General features: G+C 61.8%; 29 protein-coding genes. 19 read left to right on the forward strand and 10 right to left on the reverse strand.

The genetic code is table 11. The annotated features are described in order from the left end of the window. From CKW29_RS25845 to CKW29_RS11750, 3 genes are all read left to right on the forward strand, one after another. Nucleotides 1-338, forward strand: a 338-nt coding sequence (locus CKW29_RS25845) for a hypothetical protein (protein ID WP_256584889.1), incomplete at its 5' end; no start/stop codon positions are given. A gap of 264 nt (nucleotides 339-602) precedes the next feature. Beyond that, nucleotides 603-1490, forward strand: coding sequence for a threonine/homoserine exporter RhtA (rhtA, locus tag CKW29_RS11745; RefSeq protein WP_095148536.1), 888 nt, complete (start codon nucleotides 603-605; stop codon nucleotides 1488-1490). A gap of 163 nt (nucleotides 1491-1653) precedes the next feature. Continuing rightward, nucleotides 1654-1935 carry a hypothetical protein gene (locus CKW29_RS11750; protein WP_095145792.1) on the forward strand — a complete coding sequence of 94 codons (282 nt, stop codon included), beginning with the start codon at nucleotides 1654-1656 and terminating at the stop codon, nucleotides 1933-1935. Between the two features lie 14 nt (nucleotides 1936-1949). Here CKW29_RS11750 and CKW29_RS11755 read toward each other — a convergent pair whose 3' ends face one another. Further along, nucleotides 1950-2516, reverse strand: coding sequence for a TetR/AcrR family transcriptional regulator (locus tag CKW29_RS11755; RefSeq protein ID WP_095145791.1), 567 nt, complete (start codon nucleotides 2514-2516; stop codon nucleotides 1950-1952). Nucleotides 2517-2607: 91 nt separating this feature from the next. Here CKW29_RS11755 and CKW29_RS11760 point away from each other — a divergent pair, with 91 nt between their 5' ends. Together CKW29_RS11760 and CKW29_RS11765 are read left to right on the forward strand one after the other, a co-directional pair. After that, nucleotides 2608-3348, forward strand: coding sequence for an SDR family oxidoreductase (locus CKW29_RS11760; protein ID WP_095145790.1), 741 nt, complete (start codon nucleotides 2608-2610; stop codon nucleotides 3346-3348). Between the two features lie 36 nt (nucleotides 3349-3384). After that, the gene (locus tag CKW29_RS11765; protein ID WP_095145788.1) at nucleotides 3385-3975 is read left to right on the forward strand and encodes a 2-hydroxychromene-2-carboxylate isomerase; all 591 of its coding nucleotides are present in this window, start codon (nucleotides 3385-3387) and stop codon (nucleotides 3973-3975) included. Nucleotides 3976-4026: 51 nt separating this feature from the next. On the opposite strand, the gene CKW29_RS11770 is transcribed toward CKW29_RS11765, so the two are convergent. The 5 genes from CKW29_RS11770 to CKW29_RS11790 form a co-directional block, all read right to left on the reverse strand. Continuing rightward, nucleotides 4027-5835, reverse strand: coding sequence for an aminopeptidase P family protein (locus CKW29_RS11770; protein WP_095148537.1), 1809 nt, complete (start codon nucleotides 5833-5835; stop codon nucleotides 4027-4029). 57 nt (nucleotides 5836-5892) lie between these two features. Then, a complete protein-coding gene (locus tag CKW29_RS11775) occupies nucleotides 5893-7062 on the reverse strand; it encodes a cysteine desulfurase family protein (protein ID WP_095148538.1) in 1170 nt (389 codons plus the stop codon). Between the two features lie 197 nt (nucleotides 7063-7259). Next, nucleotides 7260-7874 (reverse strand): LysE family translocator, encoded by a 615-nt coding sequence (locus CKW29_RS11780; RefSeq protein WP_095148539.1) that lies wholly within the window; start codon nucleotides 7872-7874, stop codon nucleotides 7260-7262. Nucleotides 7875-7971: 97 nt separating this feature from the next. Next, entirely contained in the window at nucleotides 7972-8241 is a 270-nt protein-coding gene (locus CKW29_RS11785; protein ID WP_095148540.1) for a hypothetical protein, read from the reverse strand. A 118-nt stretch (nucleotides 8242-8359) separates the two neighbouring features. Further along, complete coding sequence (locus CKW29_RS11790; RefSeq protein WP_095148541.1) at nucleotides 8360-8725, reverse strand: antibiotic biosynthesis monooxygenase; 366 nt, start codon at nucleotides 8723-8725, stop codon at nucleotides 8360-8362. Nucleotides 8726-8817: 92 nt separating this feature from the next. Between CKW29_RS11790 and soxR the strand changes: the two genes are divergently transcribed. The 11 genes from soxR to CKW29_RS11845 all read left to right on the forward strand — a co-directional run bounded on the left by soxR (nucleotide 8818) and on the right by CKW29_RS11845 (nucleotide 17359). Continuing rightward, nucleotides 8818-9297 (forward strand): redox-sensitive transcriptional activator SoxR, encoded by a 480-nt coding sequence (gene soxR / locus CKW29_RS11795; RefSeq protein ID WP_095148542.1) that lies wholly within the window; start codon nucleotides 8818-8820, stop codon nucleotides 9295-9297. A gap of 130 nt (nucleotides 9298-9427) precedes the next feature. Next, nucleotides 9428-9886 carry a VOC family protein gene (locus tag CKW29_RS11800; protein ID WP_095148543.1) on the forward strand — a complete coding sequence of 153 codons (459 nt, stop codon included), beginning with the start codon at nucleotides 9428-9430 and terminating at the stop codon, nucleotides 9884-9886. A gap of 263 nt (nucleotides 9887-10149) precedes the next feature. Further along, nucleotides 10150-11361: a PepSY domain-containing protein gene (locus tag CKW29_RS11805; protein WP_095148544.1), complete on the forward strand. Its 1212-nt coding sequence runs from the start codon at nucleotides 10150-10152 to the stop codon at nucleotides 11359-11361. Continuing rightward, complete coding sequence (locus tag CKW29_RS11810) at nucleotides 11358-11897, forward strand: thiamine pyrophosphate-binding protein (protein ID WP_095148545.1); 540 nt, start codon at nucleotides 11358-11360, stop codon at nucleotides 11895-11897. Before CKW29_RS11805 ends, CKW29_RS11810 begins: the two co-directional genes overlap by 4 nt. Nucleotides 11898-11911: 14 nt before the next feature. Next, the gene (locus CKW29_RS11815; protein ID WP_095148626.1) at nucleotides 11912-12241 is read left to right on the forward strand and encodes a hypothetical protein; all 330 of its coding nucleotides are present in this window, start codon (nucleotides 11912-11914) and stop codon (nucleotides 12239-12241) included. Continuing rightward, entirely contained in the window at nucleotides 12238-12813 is a 576-nt protein-coding gene (locus tag CKW29_RS11820) for a DUF6162 family protein (protein ID WP_095148546.1), read from the forward strand. Before CKW29_RS11815 ends, CKW29_RS11820 begins: the two co-directional genes overlap by 4 nt. Nucleotides 12814-12848: 35 nt before the next feature. After that, nucleotides 12849-13787, forward strand: a complete 939-nt coding sequence (locus tag CKW29_RS11825; protein WP_095148547.1) for a metal ABC transporter substrate-binding protein — start codon at nucleotides 12849-12851, stop codon at nucleotides 13785-13787. After that, nucleotides 13784-14536 carry a metal ABC transporter ATP-binding protein gene (locus tag CKW29_RS11830; protein WP_095148548.1) on the forward strand — a complete coding sequence of 251 codons (753 nt, stop codon included), beginning with the start codon at nucleotides 13784-13786 and terminating at the stop codon, nucleotides 14534-14536. The genes CKW29_RS11825 and CKW29_RS11830 overlap by 4 nt, the downstream gene beginning before the upstream one ends. Further along, nucleotides 14536-15435: a metal ABC transporter permease gene (locus CKW29_RS11835; protein ID WP_095148549.1), complete on the forward strand. Its 900-nt coding sequence runs from the start codon at nucleotides 14536-14538 to the stop codon at nucleotides 15433-15435. Before CKW29_RS11830 ends, CKW29_RS11835 begins: the two co-directional genes overlap by 1 nt. Next, the gene (locus CKW29_RS11840; protein ID WP_095145766.1) at nucleotides 15436-16407 is read left to right on the forward strand and encodes a metal ABC transporter solute-binding protein, Zn/Mn family; all 972 of its coding nucleotides are present in this window, start codon (nucleotides 15436-15438) and stop codon (nucleotides 16405-16407) included. A 124-nt stretch (nucleotides 16408-16531) separates the two neighbouring features. Then, nucleotides 16532-17359 (forward strand): bifunctional 2-polyprenyl-6-hydroxyphenol methylase/3-demethylubiquinol 3-O-methyltransferase UbiG, encoded by an 828-nt coding sequence (locus CKW29_RS11845; RefSeq protein ID WP_095148550.1) that lies wholly within the window; start codon nucleotides 16532-16534, stop codon nucleotides 17357-17359. A 68-nt stretch (nucleotides 17360-17427) separates the two neighbouring features. Here the strand turns inward: CKW29_RS11845 and CKW29_RS11850 are convergent, their stop codons facing one another. From CKW29_RS11850 to CKW29_RS11865, 4 genes are all read right to left on the reverse strand, one after another. After that, complete coding sequence (locus CKW29_RS11850) at nucleotides 17428-17655, reverse strand: MbtH family protein (protein WP_095148551.1); 228 nt, start codon at nucleotides 17653-17655, stop codon at nucleotides 17428-17430. An 81-nt stretch (nucleotides 17656-17736) separates the two neighbouring features. Further along, a complete protein-coding gene (locus CKW29_RS11855; protein WP_095148627.1) occupies nucleotides 17737-19134 on the reverse strand; it encodes an aspartate aminotransferase family protein in 1398 nt (465 codons plus the stop codon). 496 nt (nucleotides 19135-19630) lie between these two features. Continuing rightward, on the reverse strand, nucleotides 19631-20953 hold the full coding sequence (locus tag CKW29_RS11860; RefSeq protein WP_095148552.1) for an ATP-binding protein: 1323 nt from the start codon (nucleotides 20951-20953) through the stop codon (nucleotides 19631-19633). Then, nucleotides 20950-21630, reverse strand: coding sequence for a response regulator (locus CKW29_RS11865; protein ID WP_095145757.1), 681 nt, complete (start codon nucleotides 21628-21630; stop codon nucleotides 20950-20952). Before CKW29_RS11865 ends, CKW29_RS11860 begins: the two co-directional genes overlap by 4 nt. Before the next feature lie 153 nt (nucleotides 21631-21783). On the opposite strand from CKW29_RS11865, the gene dsbD reads away from it, so the two are divergent. Genes dsbD through dsbG form a run of 3 tightly spaced genes read left to right on the forward strand, consistent with a single transcriptional unit; the run spans nucleotide 21784 to nucleotide 25129 of the window. Then, nucleotides 21784-23520: a protein-disulfide reductase DsbD gene (gene dsbD / locus CKW29_RS11870; RefSeq protein WP_095148553.1), complete on the forward strand. Its 1737-nt coding sequence runs from the start codon at nucleotides 21784-21786 to the stop codon at nucleotides 23518-23520. Further along, nucleotides 23520-24386 carry a TlpA disulfide reductase family protein gene (locus tag CKW29_RS11875; RefSeq protein WP_095145754.1) on the forward strand — a complete coding sequence of 289 codons (867 nt, stop codon included), beginning with the start codon at nucleotides 23520-23522 and terminating at the stop codon, nucleotides 24384-24386. The genes dsbD and CKW29_RS11875 overlap by 1 nt, the downstream gene beginning before the upstream one ends. Further along, the gene (dsbG, locus tag CKW29_RS11880; protein ID WP_095145752.1) at nucleotides 24362-25129 is read left to right on the forward strand and encodes a thiol:disulfide interchange protein DsbG; all 768 of its coding nucleotides are present in this window, start codon (nucleotides 24362-24364) and stop codon (nucleotides 25127-25129) included. The genes CKW29_RS11875 and dsbG overlap by 25 nt, the downstream gene beginning before the upstream one ends. Nucleotides 25130-25245 lie beyond the last annotated feature (116 nt).

Consider the following 25245-nt stretch of genomic DNA (forward strand, 5'->3'; position numbering starts at 1 on the left):
CTCAGCAATCGTTGGTTACATCTTTGATTTCTCGCGGAGTAACTTGTGATGCTGATAATCTTGTTGACTATCAGTCTGACTGCACAAGCACCCACACGAATTGCTTGATTCAGTTGTTAAAGAGCGGTTGGTTAAGATCTTTCATCTCAACCGAGCGGCGCATTCTACAGCAGCCTCTATTGCTGTCAAGTGGTTATTTTCAGAAGCTTTCAAAGAATCCTTTGCAACTTCAACCACTTGCGCTTTCGATCTCTCGTCAGCGGGACGGCGGATTCTACAGCGTTACACACCGCTGTCAACACCTCTTTTTCAACTTCCCTTTGGCTTCGATGACCTGAAGCAACCTGCTGCCGAAAACTGCGTAACTCGTTGTTTACCAAGGAGTTTTCCGTTTCGACTGCGCCGGAAGTGGGCGGATTATAGACAGATAAAATTCGCCGTCAACTGCTAATTCAGGGTTTCTATCAGAAAGCCGTCAAAGCCCCAAAAACCTGCCTGAAAAGGCGCTACTCGCACAAAGACTGCGCAGTATATTGCTCATTTCATATTAGTTAAGCATGATGTGCGCTCTCTCGCCTCCTGATTCCGGAAGACTCCACGCAATGAATGACCACCCCCGCAGTCTGGCTTCGACTCTGCTCCCGGTCGGCCTGCTATTAATAGCCATGGCCTCGATTCAGTCCGGCGCGTCCCTGGCCAAAAGCATGTTCCCGGTCGTGGGCGCCGAAGGAACGACGACCCTGCGACTGATCTTCGCCAGCGTAATCATGGTCCTGTTGCTGCGCCCCTGGAAAGCCAGGCTCACTGCCAAGTCATTGCGTACCGTGATTGTCTATGGCGTGGCGCTGGGCGGCATGAACCTCCTCTTCTATATGTCGCTGCAAACCGTGCCCCTGGGCATCGCCGTTGCATTGGAGTTCACCGGCCCGCTGGCAGTGGCGATCTACGCCTCGCGCAGGGCCATCGATTTCATGTGGATCGGCCTTGCCGTGGTCGGCTTGCTGCTGCTTATCCCGACGGACGCGGCAAGCGCGAGCATTGACCTCGTGGGTGCCGGTTACGCACTCGCAGCCGGCGTCTGCTGGGCGCTGTACATTCTCTTCGGCCAGAAGGCCGGGGCAGACAATGGCGTGCAGACTGCCGCGCTCGGGGTGATGATTGCCGCCCTCTTCGTTGCGCCTTTCGGAATCGCCCATGCTGGCGCTGCGTTGCTGACGCCGTCGCTGATCCCCATTGCGCTTGGCGTGGCGATTCTGTCCACCGCCCTTCCTTATACCCTCGAAATGGTCGCCCTCACCCGCATGCCCGCACGCACCTTTGGCACGCTGATGAGCATCGAGCCCGCTGTCGGGGCCTTGTCCGGACTGCTGTTCCTGCACGAGTACCTGTCCCTGGCGCAGTGGATGGCCATTACCTGCATCATCCTTGCCTCCGTGGGCGCAACCATGACCATGCGCAGCGAATCCAAGCCCCTGATAGCGGCAGACTGAGTTTCATTCTGACGAAGGTCTGGTATTTAGCGCTCAATTAGGCCATTTTAGCCCCGACTCGACATAGGATATCGACAGCTCGGGTAGGGATGTCATCGACAAGAAATGAAAGCGCACGCTGTCAGGCTTGGGCGCCAGACCCGAGACCGTATTAGGGAAAGGAATGAAACGATTTTTGGTACTTATTGCAGTACTGGCTATTGCCGGATGTGCCGCGACCTCTAACACCGAAGTTAAGCGTGGGAAAAAAGGCCTTCACATCAACTGCTCCGGCCTTTCGTCCTCTTGGAACAAGTGCGACGCAACCGCCGTCCACGCGTGCGGACCAAAAGGCTACAAGGTGATCGCCAAGTCCGGTGACAGCGTCGAAGACCCGGGCGACTATCCGTTTGGCTTGAACCCTGCCGGGTATACCAGCCGCAGCATGATTATCATCTGCAAGTAATCCGTGCGTTCCTGTCAGACTTTTCGAGTGGCTATCTGCAGTCCGATTTCCTCGTAGCCTGACTGCAATACGCTGCGCTGGACCTCAGGACTCACCAGCATCCGCGCAACCACCAGCGCCCCGACACATTGCGACAGGATGGCCCAGGCCAGACTGTCACTCTCCAGAATAGCTGCCCAGCTTTTGTGCAATCGACATATCCACTGCTCCGCTTCCTGGCGAACGCGGACATCGGAGCGTGCAATCTCGGCCCCCAATGCGGGCAGTGCACACCCGGTCCCGGGGTGCTCGACATGAGCCATGCTCAGGTAGAGCTTGAGACAACGCTCCAGCCTGTCTCGACTCAAGTCCCCCTCGCCACTCAATCGCTCAAGGCTGTGACGCAACTCGCGCTCGACGATCGATACGAAAAGCTCGTCCTTGGAGGCGAAGTGGCTGTAGAACGCCCCGCCGCTGAGCCCAATGGCTTTCATCAATCCATCGACACCCACGGCGCTGAAACCTTCGGTCTTGGCCGATTCCGAGCTGCTTTCCAGCAGTTTCTGCCTGGTTTCCAGTTTGTGACTGGCTGAGTAGCGCATGCTTTTCCCCGAACATCCATCAGCTTGACGTATCCGCAATCGTAGCATAACGTTCGTTTAGTTAACGACCGTTTACCAAAGAGCGATCACTATGACCACCGCTATCAACAACAAGAAAGTCGTACTGGTTGTCGGGGCTGGCGATGCCACCGGCGGCGCCATTGCCAAGCGTTTTGCGCAGGAAGGCCTGATTGCCTGTGTCACCCGTCGCAGCGCCGACAAGTTGCAGCCATTGGTCGATGCCATCAAGGCCAACGGTGGCGAGGCCCACGGTTTTGCGTGCGATGCCCGCAAGGAAGAAGACGTGATCGCGCTGGTGGAACAGATCGAAAGCCAGATAGGCCCGATCGAGGCCTTCGTCTTTAACATTGGTGCCAACGTGCCTTGCAGCATCCTTGAGGAGACGGCCCGCAAATATTTCAAGATCTGGGAAATGGCCTGCTTCTCGGGCTTTCTGAACGCCCGTGAAGTGGCCAAGCGCATGGTGACCCGCCAACGCGGCACGATTCTGTTCACCGGGGCCACTGCCGGTCTGCGGGGCGCCGCCGGGTTTGCCGCGTTCGCCGGCGCCAAGCATGGCATCCGTGCCCTGGCCCAAAGCATGGCGCGGGAACTGGGGCCCATGAACATCCATGTCGCCCATGTGGTGGTCGATGGCGCCATCGACACTGACTTTATCCGCGAGAGCTTCCCGGACAAATATGCGCTCAAGGACCAGGACGGCATTCTTGACCCCGCGCACATTGCCGAAAACTACTGGTACCTGCACAGTCAACCACGGGATGCCTGGACCTTCGAACTGGACCTGCGCCCCTGGAATGAACGCTGGTAAACACTGCCCCAGAACAATAATCAGAGCGTAGCGAACATGAGCAAAACCCTGGAGTTCTACTTCGACCTCGGCAGCCCCGCCACTTACCTGGCCTATACCCAGCTGCCGCGCCTCTGCGAACAAACCGGCTGCCAACTGATCTACCAGCCGATGTTGCTGGGGGGCGTGTTCAAAGCCACCGGCAACTCCTCGCCGGCGACGATCCCGGCCAAGGGACGCTACATGTTCCAGGACCTGACGCGGTACGCCAAGCGCTACGGCGTACCGTTCAAACTCAACCCACACTTCCCCATCAACACCTTGCTACTCATGCGGGCCGTCACCGGCATCCAGCAGCAACAGCCCGAACGCTTCCTCGACTTCATCGATTGCCTGTTTCAGGCGATCTGGGTGGATGGCCGCAACCTCAATGATCCGGCAACCGTCGCCGCCGTGCTCAGCGAACACGGCTTTGATCCCGATACCGTGCTGGCGTTAACGGCGGACGAAGACGTCAAGACCGTGCTCAAGGACAACACCGAGCAAGCGATCAGGCGGGGAGTGTTTGGTGCGCCAAGCATGTTCGTCGATGACCAGTTGTTCTTCGGTCAGGACCGACTGGACTTCGTGCGCGAGGCGTTGAGCTGAATCCGGGTCAAGCCGTGCGCCGTCAGCCCTGGCTGACGGCGCACGCTTGAGTCAGATAGCGGCAGTGCGGGTGTTCAGCCAGGCCAGGGCAGCACCATCGAGCAGAGGGCTCAGGCGCTCGCGGACTTGTGCGTGATAGTCGTTGAACCACTCGCGCTCATCCTGGGTCAGCAATGAAGTGTCCAGGCAGCGGGTGTCGATCGGGCACAGGGTCAGGGTTTCGAACCTGAGGAACTCACCGAACTCACTGCTGCCCGCCTCACGGTTCAACACCAGGTTCTCGATCCTCACCCCCCAGCGCCCCGGACGATAAGTACCCGGCTCGATCGAGGTGATCATCCCCGGCTGCATCGCGGTTTGCGGCGCTGGCGCGGCTTGATAGGCAATGACTTGGGGGCCTTCGTGAACGTTCAGGAAGTAACCGACGCCATGCCCGGTGCCATGGCCGTAATCAACGCTTTCGGCCCAGATCGGTGCCCGTGCAATCGAATCGAGCAACGGCGAGAGAATGCCGCGCGGGAACTGGGCGCGGGACAAGGCAATCACGCCTTTGAGGACCCGCGTGCAGTCACGCTTCTGCTCTGCGGTAGGCGTGCCCACCGGTACCATGCGCGTAATGTCGGTGGTGCCACCCAAGTACTGACCACCGGAGTCGATCAGCAACAGGCCGTCGCCCTCGATCACCGCATGTTCTTCTTCGGTGGCGTGATAGTGCGGCATCGCACCATTGGCATTGTAGGCCGCAATGGTGTTGAAACTCAGCGACACATAACCCGGACGACGGGTACGGGCAGCCGTCAGATGCTCGTCAATGGTCAGTTCGGTGATGCGCTCACGCCCCAGGGCGTCGTCCAGCCAGGTGAAAAATTCGCACAGTGCTGCGCCGTCCTGCTCCATGGCCCGGCGAATGTGCTCGGCATCGGCGAGGCTTTTCTGCGACTTGGCCAGGGTGGTCGGGTTCAGGCCTTCAATCAGCTTCACCCCACTGTCCAGGTTACCCAGCAGACCGGCCGTCACCCGCGCCGGGTCGACTTGCAGGCTTGCACCGTTGGGCACCGCCGCCAAGGCCTGGGCCACTTCGTCGTAGTCACGCAAGGTGACGCCGTCTTCTTCAAGGACCGCGCGCAAGGATGCATCCACTTTGCTCAGTGCGACAAACAGCGTGGCCTGCTCCTGGTTGATCAGTGCAAAGGACACGAACACCGGGTTGAACGACACGTCGCCGCCACGCAGGTTGAATAGCCAGGCGATGTCGTCGAGGGTGGCGATGAAGTGCCAATCGGCACCGCGCGCTTTCAGGGCTTCACGCAGTTTGGCGAGCTTTTCGCCGCGACTCACAGTGGCCTGTGGCGGCAAGTGCGGGTAGATCGGTTGATCCGGCAGGCGCGGGCGATCGCTCCAGACCTCATTCAACAGGTCGATATCGGTACGCAGCCGGGCACCACGCTCTTCAAGCTTGCTGCCCAGGGTGCGCGCCGAAGCCACGGCCATGACCGCACCATCCACCGCGACCACGCCACCCTCAGGGGTTTGCTCAGCCAGCCACTCCAGCGGGCCGGGTTGTCCCGGTTGCAGCTTGACCAGCTCGATACCGCTGCCCTTGAGTTCCTTGGTCGCCTGCTCCCAGTAACGGCTGTCGGCCCAGACGCCGGCGAATTCCTGAGTGACGATCAGCGTACCGACCGAGCCATGAAAGCCCGACAACCACTGACGCCCCTGCCAGTAACCCGGCAGGTACTCCGACAGGTGCGGATCGGCCGACGGCACCAGCAGGGCGTGAATGCCCTCCCGGCTCATCAGCTCGCGGGTGAGCGCCAGGCGCTGGGGAACCGTTCCTTGGGTCAAAGGCTGCGTACTCATCATGTCTCCTGCTAACCACTGGGTATTGTTATAGGGCGCTGACTTCTGGTCGGCGCATCAGGGTTGGGCGGTAGCCCAGAACGCCGGTGCACTGGCGCTTGCTGCCTTGATCAATTGTGCCACCTGATCAATGTCCTGCTCGGTGGTGAAACGTCCCAGGCTCAAGCGAATCGTCCGCCCGGCCGCCCGTGCGTCGTGGCCCAGTGCCAAGAGCACATGGGACGGCGCATTGTTTGCCGAGTTGCAGGCCGAAGTGGCCGAGAAGGCAATCGAAGCACTCAAGGCCTGGGAATTGAACTCGCCCTCGTTGAAGGTCAGGCTCAGGGTATGGGGAATGCGTTGCGTCGGGCTGCCGTTCAAGCGCAGGCCAGCAATGCCGTCGAGTTGTTCAAGCAAGCGCTCGCGCAGCCGACTGATGGTGGCCCCCTCCTCGGCAAAGTGCTCGGCCGCCAGGGCGAAGGCGGCGCCCATGGCCGCGATCTGATGGGTGGCCAGGGTTCCGGAACGCAAGCCCCCTTCATGTCCTCCACCATGGATCTGTGCCTGTAAGCGCTGTTCGGCGCGCGGGCCGACGTAGAGTGCACCGATGCCCTTGGGGCCATAGACCTTGTGCGCGGAAAACGACATCAGGTCGACCGGCCACTGGGCCAGGTCAATCGCTACTTTGCCCGCGCCCTGCGCCGCATCGACGTGGAACAACGCACCGTGCTCGCGCACCCGCTGGCCAATAGCCGGGATGTCGTTGACGGTGCCCAGTTCGTTGTTGACCAGCATCAGCGACACCAGGAAGGTATCGTCGCGCAGCGCTTCGCTGACCGCTTGAGCGGTGATCAGGCCTTCGGCATCCGGCAGCAGGTAGGTGACTTCAACGCCGGCATCCTGCAACTGCCGTGCAGTGTCGAGGATCGCTTTGTGCTCGATCTGGCTGGTAATGATGTGCCCACCGGTCTGTCCCCGGGCCTGGGCCACGCCCTTGAGGGCGAGATTGTTCGATTCGGTGGCGCCGGAGGTCCAGACGATTTGTTGCGCCTGCGCCCCCACCAGATCGGCAACTTGCTGGCGGGCCTGCTCGACCGAGCGGCGGGCCTGCTGGCCAAACGCGTGGGAGCTGGACGCCGGGTTGCCGAAGTTACCACTGAACCCCAGACAGTCGATCATCACCTGGATGACCCGCTCATCCACCGGCGTGGTGGCGGCGTAATCAAAATACAAAGGACGCTTATTCATAAAAGACTCGCAGAGCTGGTTCCGGGATCAGGTACATGGGCTCATTGCCGCGCCACGCTCAGGGTAGCGCGCGAATGACAGGCGCTCAGCAATACCTGATCGGATGCCGTTAAAGAAAGACGACTTCATTTAAAAGTGCGTAGGAACGCTCCTAAAGTCGAGCTTAACAGGCATCGGACATTCGGTCGAAGCACCCGTCAGCTGAAGCTCTCCTGCAGCATCGGGTACAAGGAAGCCACCAGCAACAGTGCCATGCCCCAGTTGAACATCCGCAACCAGCGTCGGTCACGCAGGACATTGCGTAACAGACTGCCGCACACCACCCAGAGACTGACACTGGGCAGGTTGATCAAGGCAAACACGGCGGCGATGACGATCACGTTGGTGAAGTAGCCCTGCAAGGGGGTGTAGGTGCTGATGGCACCAATGGCCATGATCCAGGCCTTGGGATTGACCCACTGAAACGCCGCGGCCCCCAGGTAACTGATCGGCCGAGCCTGATCGTGCCCGGTGTCGGACACCGGTCCCGAGTGAGCGATCTTCCACGCCAGGTACAGCAAATAGGCCGCGCCGATAAAACGCAACACGCTGTAAAGCACAGGGTACGTCTGGAACACCGCGCCCAGGCCAAACCCGACCGCCAGCACCAGGCTGAAGAAGCCGCAGGTAATGCCAAGCATGTGCGGAATCGAGCGGTTAAACCCGAAATTGACCCCCGAGGCCAGCAGCATCGTGTTATTCGGGCCAGGGGTGATCGACGTTACCAGGGCGAACAGGGCAAAGCCCAGCAGTAAATCCAGTGAGAGCGTCATGGGGGCATTCCATCGGTGTCAGTCAGATACCGACCCTATCGCAGCCCCGGTTTGCCGCCCATGGACAGTTGGGCAAAACTTCGAGCAGTACAGTGCCTCAACTGGAACGACCGTGAAGCGTCACGCCCCGCTCGGCGTTCATCTCACCGTGCCGGTCGAAACCGAAGGCCTTTTGCGGCTGGCCAAGCAACTCGGCTTTTTTGGCCTGGTATTCATCAAACGACAATCCGCGACGATTCAGGGCTTCCAATGCCAGCTCCCGGCTCTCCTCGGCGGTATACGGGCGCAACTCGGGCGCGGGATGACTGGCACAACCGGTGAGCACCGAGGTCATCAACAACAACGAAGTCGCGAGCAAAACGTGCATAAGGGCGATTCCCGGGAGCTGGCCTGAAACAATGGACACAGGCTACCCCCGCCCCTTTCGCGAGAAAAATCATCATGTTCGATAGTCATTATTGAACGCACTGCCGTCTTCCCACGATTCAGTTCACCAGGCTGCACTGCAACGCATTGTCTGCGCTGCGTTCGATGCTGCGCAGCACCTGGAAGGAGCCAAAGGTGACGCCCTTGGCCTGATGGGCGCGGATCAGTTGCCAGAAATCCTGTTCACCGCTCTCGAAACCGCGGAACGCCGCCTCACCCGCTTCGCGCGATTGCCATTGCAGGTAATTGAGCACTCGCCGACCGTCATCGCTGACCTGCACGCTGGCACTGAGAAAACCCTGGTAGTGCTGGGCCAGGTGCTCGGTCTGTACAGACAGCGCCGAGACCAGTCCTGGCTGTTGATGGGGTTCGATCTCGAACTCGATCAGTTGGGTAAAACTGCAATTTCTCTCTACTGGCTGCATGAGGATTCCCCCTGGCACGTAAGTCGCGACTTGCGAATGAAAGGCCGGCAGGATAAAACCTCTACCTAAGTAAAGGTCAAGCGGCAATTGAAATGACGATCAAGGAAAACCTGCACAAAGAGTTGAGCGTCGGCCAATTGGCCGAACGCAGTGGCGTGGCGGTCACGGCCCTGCACTTCTACGAGTCCAAGGGGTTGATCAAAAGCAACCGCAACCAGGGCAATCAACGGCGCTTTCCTCGCGAAGTATTGCGACGGGTGGCACTGATCAAGGTTGCCCAGCGCTTGGGCATCCCCTTGGCGGAGATCGGCCAGGCACTCAAGTCCCTCCCGGATCACCGGGCTCCGACGGCCGCGGACTGGAAACAGCTGTCCGCGCAATGGAGCAAGGACTTGAATGAGCGAATCACTCAACTGACCTTGCTGCGCGACAAGCTCAACGGGTGCATCGGTTGCGGCTGCCTGTCGATGGAGGCCTGCCCGCTACGCAACTACGGGGATGTGCTCGGCGAACAAGGCGCGGGGGCACAATTGCTGGCGCCGGGAACGGCTGACCCGCAACGGCATGACTGATGGCCCTCTAATAGCCATGCTGCAGTCCGTCGGCCTCTCGGAGAGGTTGAACAGGCTGGCCTATAGTTATCCGACCGGAAACCGGCGAAGGACTTGCACCACCCCATCAACGAAAACAGGGAGAACGGTCATGAGTGTCAAACCCATTCCCGAGGGTTATCGAAGCATCACCCCCTATCTGGGCATCCAGAAAGCCGCTGAAGCCATCGAGTTCTACAAGAAAGCCTTCGGCGCCACGGAAATCATGCGCCTGGCGATGCCCGACGGCAGTATCGGCCATGCCGAACTGCGTATTGGCGACTGCGCGATCATGCTCGGCACGCCGTGTGATCAAGGCCCGTTGAGCAACCCCGACAATTCGCCTTCCGTTGGCCTGCATTTGTATGTCGAGGATGTTGATGCCCGCTATGCCCAGGCGATCAAGGCCGGCGGTATTGTGGTTTCAGAAGTGAAGGACCAGTTCTACGGCGACCGCTCGGGGACCTTGAAAGACCCCTACGGCCACCTGTGGTTTCTGGCGACCCACAAGGAGGACTTGACCCAGGAACAGATTGAGCAGCGAGCCAAGGAAATGTTCACCCCGCAATAATCCCCTCCCCTGCAGGATCCGGCTGGCCCGCGTAGACGGCGTATCGACCCTCATCGCCTCGGCGGCCAGCCGGCTCCCGCAGGTCTGCGCACCCACCGCATCGCCCCACTGAAACATTTGCTTTCATATTGCCCTTCGGGATTTATGATTCTCATTCGTCTTAATTAGATGCAGCGGGCCGCGTAGGCAAAAGCCACGGCCAGCTTTTTCGGGAATCACGGTGCTTGGGCACCGCTCCTCTCATCGATTAAAGACCCCCATTCATGTCGAAGAAGTCCCGTTCCAAACTCTGGTTCCTGGTACACAGCTGGCTCGCGTTGCCCATCTGGTTCTTTGTCCTGATCGTCTGCGTCACTGGCACCCTGGCGGTGGTCAGCCAGGAGATTGTCTGGCTGGCCAATCCGGACATCCGTGCCAGCCAGCCGTCCGACGACGCCGAACTGCTCAGCTATGACCAGGTCATCGCCGCCATCAAGAAGGCCGAACCGGACACCCTTGTGGAGTCCATCAGCCGCCCCGATGAATCACACTTCGCCCTGTCGGCCGACGTCAGCTACCCCGACGGGCGATCGGTCACGGTCTACGTCAACCCTTATACCGGGGTGATTCAAGGGATCAGCCCAGAGTTCAACTTCCAGGCCTTCACCCGCGCATTGCATGGCTGGTGGCTGGTGCCTTTTACCAACGGCTTCAGTTGGGGCTGGTACTTGGTGTCGTTCCTGGGCATTCCGTTGCTGGTGTCCCTGATCACCGGGCTGGTGGTGTACAAGAAATTCTGGAAAGGCTTTTTCAAGCCCACGCTACGGGTTCGCCACGGCGCGCGGATTTTCTGGGGAGACTTCCACCGCCTCAGTGGTATCTGGTCGATCTGGTTCATCGCGGTGATTTCCATCACCGGCATCTGGTTCCTGATCCAGGCGCTGCTGTCCGACTTCCACATTTCCATTTCCAGCGAGCCGGTGATCCCAGTGGTGGCCCGTGAGAGCGTGCCGCTGTCACCGAGCGGTACGCCAGCGAAAATGATCGACCTGGACAACGCCATCCTGATTGCCCAGGAGAAAATCCCGGGGTTGGAAGCCAGCTTCGTCAGCCTGCCGTCCAACGCCTACAGCCACCTGACTATCGGTGGCCGTGGCTGGTACCCGTTGATGTTCCAGACCGCAACGATCAATCCCTACAACGGCGACATCGACGCCTCGCGCCTGTTGTCGGACCGCACTGGCCTGGAGTTCGTCACCGAATCCATGCGGCCCTTGCACACCGGTGATTTCGGCGGGCTGTGGATCAAGCTGATCTGGTTCTTCTTCGGCCTGGTGTTGAGCATGATGGTCCTCAGCGGCCTGCTGATCTGGACCAAACGCACGGCCCTGGCCACCGCCAATGCCCTCAAGCGCAGTAACAAGACCGCGCGCCCCGCCAGGGCTGAACAGCCGGCTCCCGCCATGAACATCGACACGCCGGAGGGCAACCTGTGAGCAACGTCACCGCAGCAGCACCGTCGCGCCTGAGCCAGCTCTGGCACAAGTGGCGCTTTCACATCAATGTCCTGCTGATCCTGATTCCACTGGGGTTCATGCCCAAGTACTTCGCCGACGCCGCGCTGTTTCGCGGCGACAACGGGTTGGGCGAGCGTGAAATCGGTGAGGTCCAGGTCGGGCCCTGGAGCCTGCACCTGGCCGAGTTGCGCAATGCCGGGCCGGAAATGTCCGGCCCGGCCGGCTACATGAAGAGCTTCAACGCGGCACTGTGCAAAACCTGCGCCGAGCAGGTCAAGGCCACCTACCTGCGCATCGGCAAACCCCGCAGCCTGCGCGCCGCCGGGGTGATCTTCTTCGGCACGCCCTACCGCATGGGCGCCATGCTGCCGGTCCCGGAGAAGACCCGCGCCGACGCTGAAATCTGGATCACCATGGAAGGCTGGGACGGCAGCCTGCATCAGGCGGCCGTGCCGCTGAGCAAGGCATCCCCGGCAACCCTCGCCTGGCTGAATAAACAAGGAGGCAAACCATGAAGAGCGCCCAACCCATGACCACTATCCGCCTGATCGGCAGCGCCCTCGCCCTGGCACTCAGTGCAGGCTTCAGCGCCCAGGCGCTGGCTCACAACCCGATGTGCGAGTGCAAGGCCATCGATGCCGAACAGATTCGCTGCACCGGTGGCTTCTCCGATGGCAGCGGCGCCCCCGGTGTCACCCTGGATGTGATCGGCTACGACGAAACCATCCTGGTACCGGGCAAGCTCGGTACCGACTCGACCCTGACCTTCAAAAAGCCGGGGACCGAGTTCTACGTACTGTTCGACGCCGGCCCAGGCCACGTGGTCGAGATCGACCAAGCGGATATCGAGGCCCCATGAGCAACCCGACGACACAAGTAGTCCGTCCGGCCGGTGCCGGCCATGAAACCCTTTATGTACTGCTCTTGTGCCTGGCGATCCTGACGGTTGCCGCGTCGGTGGTGCTGTGGCGCGGCGAGGCGCAGGCGGTCAGCAGCATCGAACGCCATCAACTGGACGCCCGACGCGACCTCAGTGCCTCCGAACAAGGCATTTACGCCGACCTGCGGGTAACCCTCGACGAAATCCACCTGCTGCGCGAAGAACAGCACGTCCCGCCCTCCCCGCAAACCCTCGCCGATGAAGGTTTTGCCCCCTTCGCCCAGGACGCCAGTTCGCTCAGCCGCGGCGCTCATGCCTGGCAAATGCTGGTAACCAGCGCCTACTTCGGTCACAGCCAGGCGCCGAGCGTGGCCGGTTCGTTTCTGATGCGCCTGAGCGCTGACGATGAGGGCGAGCCGGACATCTGGCTCAACCGTAGCGCCAGCCTCACTGCCCCCTCCGACCTGGCCGATGCCACGCTCATCAGCGCGGGCTGGCAACAGATCGTCGCCCAATTCGATGCCGGCGTCACCCGCCAGCATCGGCACTGATTTTGCGCATTCACCCGAGAGAAGACCGCTTGCCCATGCCTAGTTCATCTCAACGCTATCCTTTGCTGTCCATTGCCCGGCGCCTGCTCATCGGCCTACTGGCCGTCTTGATCGTGCCACTGGCCAGTGCCGATCAGGCCAAGCGCCTGCGCATCGGCATTACGCTGCATCCGTATTACAGCTACGTGACCAATATTGTCGGCGACAAGGCCGACGTGGTGCCGCTGATTCCGGCGGGCTTCAACCCCCATGCCTACGAGCCTCGCGCCGAAGACATCAAGCGCATCGCCGGCCTGGACGTGATCGTACTCAACGGTGTCGGCCATGACGATTTTGCCGACCGCATGATCGCCGCCAGCGAAACCCCGAACGTCAAGGTGATCGAGGCCAACGAAAACGTGCCGTTGCTGGCTGCCACCGGCGTGGCGGCGCGCGGCGCGGGCAAGGTGGTGAACCCTCACACCTTCCTGTCGATCAGCGCCTCCATTGCCCAGGTCAACAACATCGCCCGGGAGCTGGGCAAGATCGACCCGGACAATGCCAAGGCCTACACCCAGAACGCCCGCGCCTACGGCAAACGCCTGCGGCAGATGCGCGCCGACGCCCTGGCCAGGCTGACCACCGCGCCCAACGCCGATCTGCGGGTGGCCACCGTCCATGCCGCCTACGACTACCTGTTGCGTGAGTTCGGCCTGGAAGTGACCGCCGTGGTCGAGCCGGCCCACGGCATTGAGCCCAGCCCGAGCCAACTGAAGAAAACCATCGACCAACTGCGTGAGCTGGACGTGAAGGTGATCTTCTCGGAGATGGACTTTCCGTCCGCTTACGTCGACACCATCCAGCGCGAGTCCGGGGTCAGGCTCTACCCGCTGTCGCACATCTCCTACGGCGACTACAGCGCCGACAAATATGAACAGGAAATGACCGGCAACCTCAACACCGTGGTCCGGGCCATTCAGGAGGCCGGCGCATGACGGCCCAGCAAACCCTGACCGCACAACGTGCCGGTCCGGCCCTGAACTTCAACGATGTCAGCCTGACACTCGGGCGCACGACGATCCTCGACCAGGTGAGCTTTGAGGTGCAACCCGGCAACGTGCATGCGCTGGTCGGCCCTAACGGCGGCGGCAAAAGCTCGCTGATCAAGACCCTGCTCGGGCAAATGCCCCATCAGGGCCTTCTGAGCCTGGAATGGCCGGGCGAGCCGGGCACCATCGGCTACGTGCCGCAAGCCCTGGAGTTCGATCGCGGCTTGCCCCTCACCGTCGACGACTTCATGGCCGCCATGTGCCAGCGCCGTCCTGCGTTCCTGGGCATCAGCCGGCACTACAGCGCAGCCATCGGCGAAGCGCTGGAACGGGTCGGCATGCAGGACAAACGCAAACGCCGCATGGGGGCACTGTCCGGTGGCGAGCGCCAGCGCGTGCTGTTGGCTCAGGGGTTGATCCCGGCACCGCAGCTGCTGGTGCTCGACGAGCCGATGTCGGCCCTCGATGAAGCGGGGATCCAGGTGTTTGAACGGTTGCTGGACGATTGGCGCCAGGCCGGGATCACCGTGCTGTGGATCGAGCACGACCTGGAAGCCGTAGGCCGCCTTGCCGATCGCGTCACCGGGCTCAATCGCCGTGTACTGTTTGACGCCACGCCGAAACAGGCGCTGACCCCGGAACGCTTGCTGAGCCTGTTCTCCACCCACCCACGAACCGCCGGGAGCGCCGCGTGATGAGTTACGAAGCCTTTCGTTTAATGGTTCAGGGCTGGGCCTCTTCGGGTTACTTGCCCGAAGCGCTGGCCTACGGGTTTGTGGTCAACGCACTGCTCGCCGGGTTGTTGATCGGCCCGGTGCTGGGTGGCCTGGGCACGCTGGTGGTGGTCAAGCGCTTCGCGTTTTTCTCCGAAGCGGTCGGCCATGCGGCATTGACCGGCGTGGCCATCGGCATTCTGCTGGGCGAACCCTACACCGGCCCTTATGGCAGCCTGTTCGGCTACTGCCTGCTGTTCGGCATCCTGCTCAACTACCTGCGCAACCGTACAGGCCTGGCGCCCGACACCCTGATCGGGGTCTTCCTCTCGGTTTCATTGGCCCTTGGCGCCAGCTTGCTGCTGATTCTGGCCGGCAAGATCAACGTGCACATTCTGGAGAACGTGCTGTTCGGCTCGGTGCTCACGGTCAACGGCAATGACCTGCTGGTACTGGCCATCGTCGGTTCACTGGTGATGGGCCTGAGCCTGCCGCTGTACAACCGCATCATGCTGGCCAGTTTCAACCCACAACTGGCGGCCGTGCGCGGCGTTGCGGTCAAGACCCTCGACTACCTGTTCGTGGTCCTGGTCACGCTGATCACCGTGGCCGCCGTGAAAGTCATCGGCGCCATCCTGGTGGGCGCGCTGCTGGTGATTCCGGCGGCCGCGGCACGCCTGCTGAGTCAATCGCTCAAGGGCTTCTTCTGGTGTTCGGTGCTCATCGCCACCGTCAGTACCCTGTGCGGGATTCTGGCGCCGATTGTCTTCGACCTGCCGATTCCGTCAGGGGCCGCGATCATTCTGACGGCCGGCATCGCCTTCGCCCTCGCCGCCATCGCCCGTGGCGTGGTCCCCATCCTCAAAGGGAATATTGGATAAATGTCATTTTCCATGCGTCAGCTGACCTTGGCCATGGCCCTGTGCGGCCTGGCAAACACCAGCACCTTCGCCACCGACCGCTTCGAACCGATGCGCCTGGCGGCCAATAATGGCATTGGCAACACCGTGCAGCATGCCGCGACCGCGGCCCACACAGTACACGTGCTGGCCTCGCTGCCGATCACCCATGGCCTGGCCGCCAGCCTGACCGAGGGCACCGACATCGTGCTGGAACGTGCGGCTCCCGCCAATCTTCCGGGCTCGCGACAAGCCGCGTACTTCTCCGGACGGGGTGCAGTGGCCCTGCACACCTTGTCGCAGCAAGCGGACGCGGTGATCGGCCTGCGCTCGTTGTGGCCAGACGACCCGCTGTACCCGAACGCCCGACGCAGCAATATCCGTATCGTTGAAATCGATGCCGCGCGCCCGGTGGACGGTGCCTTGCCGGGCGTTGCCTTGCAGCCGGGCAATGTCGACGGGCTGAACAGCCAACCCTGGATGGCCAGCAACAACATGGGACGCATGGCCGACGTGATTGCCGCTGATCTGGTGCGCCTGGCCCCCGAGGCCAAGCCGAGGATCGAGAGCAACCTGGCAACCCTCAAGCAACGCCTGCTCAAACTCAGCGCGGACAGCGAAGCGCAACTGGCCGATATCGACAACCTCAGCACGTTCAGCCTCAGCGATCACTTCACCTACCTGGTCAGCGGCCTCAACCTGGAACAGGTCGGCCTCGACACCCGCGCCGACAACGAGTGGACAGCCGAAACCCTGCAACAGCTGAGCGCAACCCTCAAGGACAACGATGTAGCGGTGGTGCTGCATCACCGCCCGCCATCGGAGGTACTGAAGGCTGCCATCACCGCGGGGGGCAGCCGGTTGCTGGTGCTGCAGACCGACGGCGCCGATCCGGTGGCCGAGCTGTCCGGCAACATCAATCAAGTGCTCCAGGCGCTGAAAAGCCAGTCCTGAAACCTTCCACCTGAAGTCGCGGCCCTACCGGGCCGCGCTTACAAAGTCCCTCAAGAAACCAGGCCGCCCCCCGTGCTAGCGTGCCCTGCGCATGACGCGAACAGACAGGGAAAGGGACTAAACCATGAGCGACTCCATCGCACTGAACAAGGCCAACTGGGACGAGCGCGCACCGTTGCATGCCGCCTCAGCGGAATACGCGACCGCCGCCTTTATCGACGACCCCCGGCATCTATCCGATGTCGTGCGGTTCGACTTGCCACTGCTGGGGGATATTTGCGGACTGCGCGGCGTGCACCTGCAGTGCCATATCGGTACCGACACCCTTTCACTCGCCCGACTGGGCGCACAGATGACCGGGCTGGACTTCTCACCGGCCGCCCTGGCTCAGGCCCGCGCCCTGGCGCAGCAATGCGGCGTGCCCATCACCTATGTCGAGTCCGAGCTTTATCACGCCACCGAGGCGTTGCCCCACGCGGCATTCGATCTGGTGTACACCGGCATTGGCGCCCTGTGCTGGCTACCGAGCATCGACGCCTGGGCACGTACCGTCAGCACATTGCTCAAGCCTGGTGGACGGTTGTTCATCCGCGAGGGCCACCCGATGCTGTGGGCGCTCAATGAAGACTGCGAACACGCCCTGTCTGTAGAACTGCCGTATTTCGAGCGTGAGGCGCCGCAAGTGTGGGACGACGAGCGCACCTATGTCCAAACCGACGTCTCGCTCAAGGCGACGGTGACCCATGAATGGAACCACGGTCTGGGGGAAATCATCAGCGCACTGCTGGCCCACGGGCTGGACATCACCGGCCTGGTCGAACATCAAAGCATTCCCTGGGATGCCCTGCCGGGCCAGATGGTCAGCGACGCCAACGGTGAATACCGCCTCAAGGAAGCTCCGTGGCGCCTGCCGTTGACCTACACCTTGCAGGCCGTCAAACGCAGTACCTGAAGCCCGGTGGCGCAGACGAAAAAGCCCGTTGAACCCAAGGTCCAACGGGCTTTTTGTCAACCGCGCAGTCAGTTGCCGGCGGCGGCCTGCTCGGCCATTTTCTGGCGCAGGCTCAAGGGTCGCATGTCAGTCCAGACCTCTTCGATGTAGGCCAGGCACTCTTTCTTGAAGCCGCTTTTGCCCACGGTGCGCCAGCCTTGGGGCACGGCCTTGTAGTCCGGCCAGATCGAGTACTGCTCTTCATGGTTGACCACTACCTGAAAGAGGATGTCCTCGCGGTCGAATACTGAAGTCATGGTGAATCTCCATCGCTGTAGGATGGGCTGCACCGCACGTGCAGCCGTTGTGTAGAAGAAACGTATCAAGCCCTGGAAAAATTAGAGGTCGGCAACCGCGGCACCCAGCGCACGCCCGAAAATCTCCGCCACGCGGTCAATCTCGGTGGCAGTGATGATCAGCGGTGGCAGGAAGCGCACCACACACCCGTGGCGCCCACCCAACTCCAGGATCAGTCCGCGCTTGAGGCATTCACGCTGAACCCGTGGCGCCAACTGACCGAACGCTGGCGGATGACCCTGCGCGTCCGCTTCCCCGGCCGGGTTGACCAACTCAACACCGAGCATCAGGCCACGGCCACGGATGTCGCCCAATTGCGGGAAGTCCTGTTGCAGAAGACGCAGGTGCGCGGCCAGGCGCTCACCCATGGCCGCCGCGTGGTCGGCGACCTTGTGTTCGATCAGGTAACGCATCACTGCGGAGCCTGCGGCCATGGCCATCTGGTTGCCACGGAACGTGCCGGCATGGGCGCCCGGCAGCCAGGTGTCGAGCCAGTCGCGATAGACCACCACCGCCAGCGGCAAGCTGCCGCCGATGGCTTTGGACATCACCACGACATCCGGGATGATCCCCGCATGTTCGAAGGCAAACATCTTGCCGGTACGGGCAAAGCCGCTCTGGATTTCATCGACAATCAGGGCCACCCCGGCCTGCTCGGTGATCCGGCGCAAACCCCGCAGCCAGTCGAGATCGGCCGGAATCACCCCGCCCTCGCCCTGCACCGCTTCAACGATCACCGCCGCCGGCAACTGCACGCCGGCCTCCGGATCGTTCAACAGGTTTTCCAGATAATGCAGGTTGGCCTTCACCCCGCGCTCGCCACCCAGGCCAAATGGGCAACGGTAGTCATAGGGGAACGGCATGAACTGCACGCCATTGCCGAGCAACGCCCCCAAAGGCTTCTTCGGTCCCAGGCTGCCCATCAGGCTTAACGCGCCCTGGCTCATGCCATGATAACCGCCCTGGAACGACAACACCGTACTGCGTCCGGTGGCGGTGCGTACCAGTTTCAAGGCCGCCTCCACCGCATCGGTACCGGTCGGGCCACAGAACTGGATTTTCGCTTCGCCGGCCAGGGCCGCAGGCAGCAGACCGAACAGGTCCTGTACAAACTGATCCTTGACCGGCGTGGTCAGGTCCAGGGTGTGCAGCGGCAATTCATCGGCCAGGACCTGCTGGATCGCCTCGATCACCACCGGGTGGTTGTGCCCCAGCGCCAACGTGCCGGCACCGGCCAGGCAGTCGATAAAGCGCCGCCCTTCCACGTCCTCGACATAAAGGCCCCTGGCGCGTTTGAGCGCCAGCGGAATACGCCGTGGGTAGCTGCGGGCATTGGATTCCTGTCGGCTTTGACGGGCCAGCAGCGGCGACTCGTTGAACTGGTAAAGCACTTCGGCCGGCGCCGGTTGCACGTTGACAAGGCTGGTAGCGACTGACATCTCTCGACCCTCGATACGCGGATGATAGTGACCAAAACTGCACACCCGGCAGGTGCGCATTCCGGCTCGGGCGCGCACGTACCGGTTTTCCTGTTCTGGAAACGCATCAGGGATATGAGGATTTAGACCGGTCGCTGGTTTTCTATGCGCGGGGCACAAAAATGCGGTGAGGATGCTGGGTCGAGGGGGTGGCGAATATCGCTTTCGCTGGCAAACAGAACTCCGCCCGGCCCGGTCCCACAACGTGCGCGTAGGCGCCCATGCCATCCAATCAAGCGCGAACGCCACCCCGTGGCGAGCTCGCCACGGTCATGCTGTTCAGTTAAGGAGATAAGACCGCCTTTGTAGGAGCAGCCGGTCGACGCTCGAGTGCTCGCGATAATCGTGAGAGCGACGTGGGGTGTCAGGGAACACGCGTTATCGTTAGCGACCATCGCGAGCACGCTCGCTCCTACAACGGGGCATGCGCTCGGCATCCCTGTTCCGTTGAACAATGTCAGGACTGCAACGGCATGGTCAGTTCGACCCGCAAACCGTCATCACGACTCTCGAAATGCAGCACGCAACCGCAGCGCTGGACAATCGCCTGGACAATCGCCAGGCCCAGGCCACAACCGGTGCTTGAACCGTTACGCCAGAAGCGTTGAGTCAGGTGTTGCAGGTCCTCGTCGGCTATTCCCGGGCCGTGGTCGCGCACCTTGAAACGCACGCGATTGCCGGTGGTTTCCAGGCTCAGCTCCACGGCCGCGTCCGCCGGCGTGTGGCGCAAGGCGTTGTCGAGCAGATTGCGCAGCGCGGCAATCGACAACACCGCGGGCATCTGCACCGGTGCCTGGGAATAACTGGCCGGCAGGTGCAGCTTGATCCGGCTACGGTCGCCACTCGCCGCGTCCTGAATCGCCAGGCGGGCGACCTGTTCGGCGCTGCACTGCACACCATCGTCGAACGACAGGCTGCCCTCGACCCGGGCCAGCAACAGCAGTTGCTCCAGGGTCCGGTGCAAGCGATCGGCGCCCTCCTCGGCACGGGCCAGGGACTGGTCACGGGCAGCCCCTTCAGTCATGCGGGCCACTTGCAGGTGAGTCTTGATGGCCGTCAGCGGGCTGCGCAGCTCATGGGCTGCGTCGCCGGTCAGCCGACGCTCGCGCTCGATGGTCTTGCCAATGCGCTGGAACAGCTGGTTCTGGGTCTCTAGCAACGGCTGCAGTTCACTGGGCAACGGCTGGATCTGCAGGGGTTCAAGGGAATCGGCGCTACGGCGCATCAAGGCGTCACGCATGCGGTTGAGTGGCGCCAGCCCCTGGCCGATGCCCAGCCACAGCAAGCACAGGCAGCCGAGCAAGGCCACACCCACCGGCACCGAAGCGGCCAGCAGTATCGACAGGTTCAACGCTTCGCGTTCCACTTGCCGGTCGGCCGTGGTGATGCGCAGGTCGCCACGGGCCAGGGTGAAGCTGCGCCAACGGGCGCCGTCGATCATCTGATCGTGGAAGCCCAGCTTTTCCGCTTCCAGGGTTTGCTCGGGTGTCGCATGACTGCGGGCCAGGATTTCGCCGCGCAACGAGCTGACCTGACAGGCCATCCCCCCCGGAACATTCAACTGTTCGGCACTGAAGTGGGTGCCCTCGCCCTTGCTCGGCAAGGGCGGCAGCTGCTCCAGCAGCCCGGCCACCATGCGCGCCGACGCCACCAGCCGCTGATCGAGGGAGAACATCATCTGGTTACGCAAGTCGCTGAGCATCCAGGCCGCGGCCAATGCCCAGATCATCGCGAAAGCCGCGCCGAGGGTCAGGCTCAGGCGCACGCGCAAACTCATCACTTCGATTGCTCTCCAGCGTCCGCCGGCCCCAGGCGATAACCCAGCCCCCGCACGGTCTCGACAATGCCATTGCCGAGCTTGCGCCGCAGGTGATGGATATGAACGTTGAGGGCGTTGCTTTCCAGTTCATCGTTGAAGCCGTACACGCTGTCCTTGAGTTGCTCGGTGGACAGCACCCGACCACGATTGTGCAGCAAGGCCTGCAGCAGCGACTGCTCGCGGCGCGACAGGTCCACCGGCTGGCCGGCCAGCAAGGTTTCCCGGCTGCTGGGGTCGTAGGTCAGGGCCCCGTGTTCGATCAAGTTGACGCTGCGACCCGCGACCCGACGCAACAGGGTGTGCAGGCGCGCGGCCAGCTCGCGCAAGTCGAAGGGCTTGAGCAGGTAGTCATCGGCACCGGCTTGCAGGCCATCGACACGGTCAGTAACCGAGTCGCGAGCGGTGAGAATCAGCACCGGAATCTCCAGGCCTTGCTGGCGCAGTTGCTGAAGCAGTTTCAAGCCGTCTTCATCGGGCAGCCCCAGGTCGAGCACCATCACCTCGAACTCGGCGACCTTGAGCATCGCCCGGGCAGCCGACGCCGTGGCCACATGTTCCACGGTCATGCCCTGAGCCGTAAGGCCGGCAACAATACCGCTGGCGATCAGCTCATCGTCTTCACAGACAAGTACGTGCATGGTGAGACCTGTAGAAAAGTGTTGATTAAGAAGGCACCGGATTAAGCCGACATTATGCCCCAGCTGTCATCGCCACAAGGATAACGCGGTTAATCATCGGTTAATCGCGACCCTTCATGGTGCACCCTACTTGCACCGGTATAAGGTCTACCCATGCGTCGTCTGTTTCTATTCATGCTGTTTGTTTTCGCAGGCCTGGCCCAGGCCGCCGCCAACCCGTTTGAAACCAAACCTGATTTCCTGCCGGTGGGCAAGGCCTTCACCTTGACCTCCGAACGCCTGGAATCCGGGGAAACCCAGCTGTTCTGGCAAATTGCCGACGGCTACTACCTGTACCAGAAACGCCTGAGTTTCAACGGTCTGCCAGAGGCCCAAGCCCCTGCGCTGCCCGAGGGTGAAGCCCACAGCGACGAATTCTTTGGTGATCAGCAGGTCTATCGCCAGGGCCTGGAGCTGAAGATCCCGGCCGACGCCACGGGCCGGATCAAAGTGGGTTTCCAGGGCTGCGCCGATGCCGGCCTGTGTTACCCGCCCCAGACCCAGGTGGTTGACCTGGGTGGTATCGTGCCTGCCGTCAACACCGTAGAAGCACCGGATCAAGCCTTGGCTAGTGGTCTGCAACAGCAGGCGCTGGGCTGGAGCTTGCTGGTGTTTTTCGGCTTGGGCCTGCTGCTCGCATTCGCCCCTTGTTCGTTGCCCATGCTGCCGATCCTCGCCGGCTTGATCGTCGGCAGTGGTGCCAGTGCCAAGCGCGGCTTCGCCCTGGCCGGCAGCTATGTAGTGAGCATGGCGCTGGTGTATGCGGCACTGGGTGTGCTGGCGGCATTGCTGGGGGCCAATCTGCAGGCATGGCTGCAGAATCCCTGGCTGCTGGGCAGTTTCGCGGTGATCTTTGTACTGCTGTCGCTGCCGATGTTCGGCTTCTTTGAACTGCAATTGCCGGTGGCCGTGCGTGACCGTCTGGAAAACGCCAGCCGCAAACAGGGGGGGGGCAGCCTGCTCGGGGCTGGTGCGCTGGGGGCGTTATCCGGTTTGCTGGTAGGCCCGTGCATGACCGCGCCACTGGCCGGTGCCTTGTTGTACATCGCCCAGAGTGGCAATGCGCTGCATGGCGGGTTGATCCTGTTCACGATGGGCATCGGCATCGGTTTGCCACTGTTGCTGCTGGTGACCGTCGGCAACCGTTTCCTGCCCAAGCCCGGCACCTGGATGAACCTGCTCAAGGGCATCTTCGGTTTCCTGTTCCTCGGCACCGCGCTGATCATGCTCCGGCCGGTGCTGGATGAGTCGCTGTGGGTCGGCTTGTGGGGCGCGCTGTTGCTGATCATTGCCTACAGCGCCTGGCGCCAGACCGGCGGGTTCGGTCGTGCCGCCCATGTGTTCGGTGGCCTGGCACTGCTGTCCGGGTTGTGGGGCAGCATGTTGATGATTGGTGCTGCCGGCGGCAGTGACGACCTGTTCAAGCCCTTGCAGGTCTATCGCGCACACGCCTCCACTGGAGTGGCCAGCCCTACGGCCCACGACGCCTTCATCACGGTCAAGGACTCCACCGCGCTGCAACGTGAACTGGACACGGCACGCGCCCAGGGCCAGTGGGTGCTGCTGGACTACTACGCCGACTGGTGCGTGTCGTGCAAGATCATGGAGAAACAGGTGTTCGGCAAACCCCAGGTGCTGGAGGCGTTGAAGGATGTGCGCTTGCTGCGCCTGGATGTCACCGCCGACAATGCCGACAGCCGTGAACTGCTCGACCGTTACAAAGTGCCCGGGCCGCCCAGCCTGTTGTGGATCGGCACCGACGGCGAAGAACGCCGCAGCCAGCGCATGACCGGAGAGGTCGATGCCGCCGGTTTCCTCCAACACTGGAACATCGTCCGGAACGCTCTTTGATGCTGACCTTTACCCTCGGCACCTTTGCCATTGCGCTCAATCATTTGCTGCTGATCAGCGCCCTGGGACTGGCCACCCTGGTCGGTTGGCGTGTGGCCAAGCGCGGAGGCGAGAACCCCGAGTCGGTGCTGTTCGGGTTATTCATGCTGGGCCTGCTTGCCGCCAGAGCGGGATTCGTGGTCGCCTACTGGCCTCACTACCGCGGTGACCTGTGGCAAATCATCGACCTGCGCGATGGCGGTTTCCTCGCCTGGCCGGGGGTGATCGTGCTGCTGCTGGCAACGGTGGCGTGGGGCTGGCGTCGTCCGCCCCTGCGCAAACCACTGGGGTATGGCGTGGCCAGCGGTCTGTTGTTCTGGCTGCTGGCGAGCCTGTCCCTGAATCTGTATGAACAAGGCACCCGCCTGCCGGAAATCACCTTGCACAATGCCGCCGGCGAAACCGTGCAACTGGCCGACTATCAGGGCGGCCCCCTGGTGATCAATCTCTGGGCCACTTGGTGTCCCCCCTGCCGACGGGAAATGCCGGTGCTGGAGAGTGCCCAGCAACAACGACCCGACCTGACCTTCCTGTTCGTCAACCAGGCTGAAAGCATGCAGAGCGTCAGCACCTTCCTCGCCACCCAGGGCCTGAGCCTGTCGAACGTCCTGTTTGATCGCGGCGGCCGGTTGGGCCAGGCCGTCGGCTCCATGGCATTGCCGACGACGCTGTTCTACAGCGCCGAGGGTCGCCTGCTCGGCAGCCACCTGGGCGAGCTTTCCGAAGCCAGCCTGGCCCGCGCACTGGAAAATTTCGATACACCCTCCACCCCCATTCAGGCCACACCTCCAAGGAAACTGCCATGCCCCGCTTCCGCCATCTGCTGACGATGACCCTGGGCGCAGCCCTGCTGCAAAGCCCCTTGCTCCACGCCGAAGAACTGCCTGCGGCAATCCGCAAGATCGAAGAAAAAGGCGCGAAGATCATTGGCAGCTTCGATGCACCCGATGGTTTGCGCGGCTATGCAGCGCAATACCAGAACCGAGGCATGGCCCTGTACCTGACGCCCGACGGCAAGCACGTGTTGCTGGGCAACCTGTATGACGCCAATGGCAAGGACCTGACCGCCGAGCCGTTGCAAAAGCTGGTGTACGCGCCGATGGCCAAGGAGGTCTGGGCGAAGATGGAGTCCAGCGCCTGGATCGCCGACGGCAACAAGGACGCCCCTCGAGTGGTGTACCTGTTCAGCGACCCGAACTGCCAGTACTGCACCCTGTTCTGGGAACAAGCCAGGCCCTGGGTGAAGTCCGGCAAGGTGCAACTGCGGCACATCATGGTCGGCATCATCCGTGAAGACAGCCCGGGCAAATCCGCCGCCCTGTTGGCCAGCAAAGACCCGAGCAAGGCCCTGGACGACCATGAAAAGGCCGGCAAACAAAGCGCACTCAAGGCGCTGCCAACCATTCCCAAAGAGGTCCAGGACAAACTCAATGCCAACATGGCATTGATGGAAGAACTCGAACTGTCCGCCACCCCGGCGATCTTCTACCTGGACGCCAAGGGTGACCTGCAACAGCAACAAGGTGCACCATCGCCTGACAAACTAGCGAAGATACTCGGACCTAAATAACGACGACGGGAGCAGCCGAGCGCCGCCCGGCTCTCTCCCGCAATTGATCCGCGCATTGAACCAGCCTCCCCACTCCTTGTGGGCAACTCCATGCTTGAGCTCCCAAGCATGGAGTT

The sequence above is a fragment of the Pseudomonas sp. Irchel s3a18 genome, assembly GCF_900187535.1.
In the GTDB taxonomy this organism is placed as follows: Bacteria; Pseudomonadota; Gammaproteobacteria; order Pseudomonadales; family Pseudomonadaceae; genus Aquipseudomonas.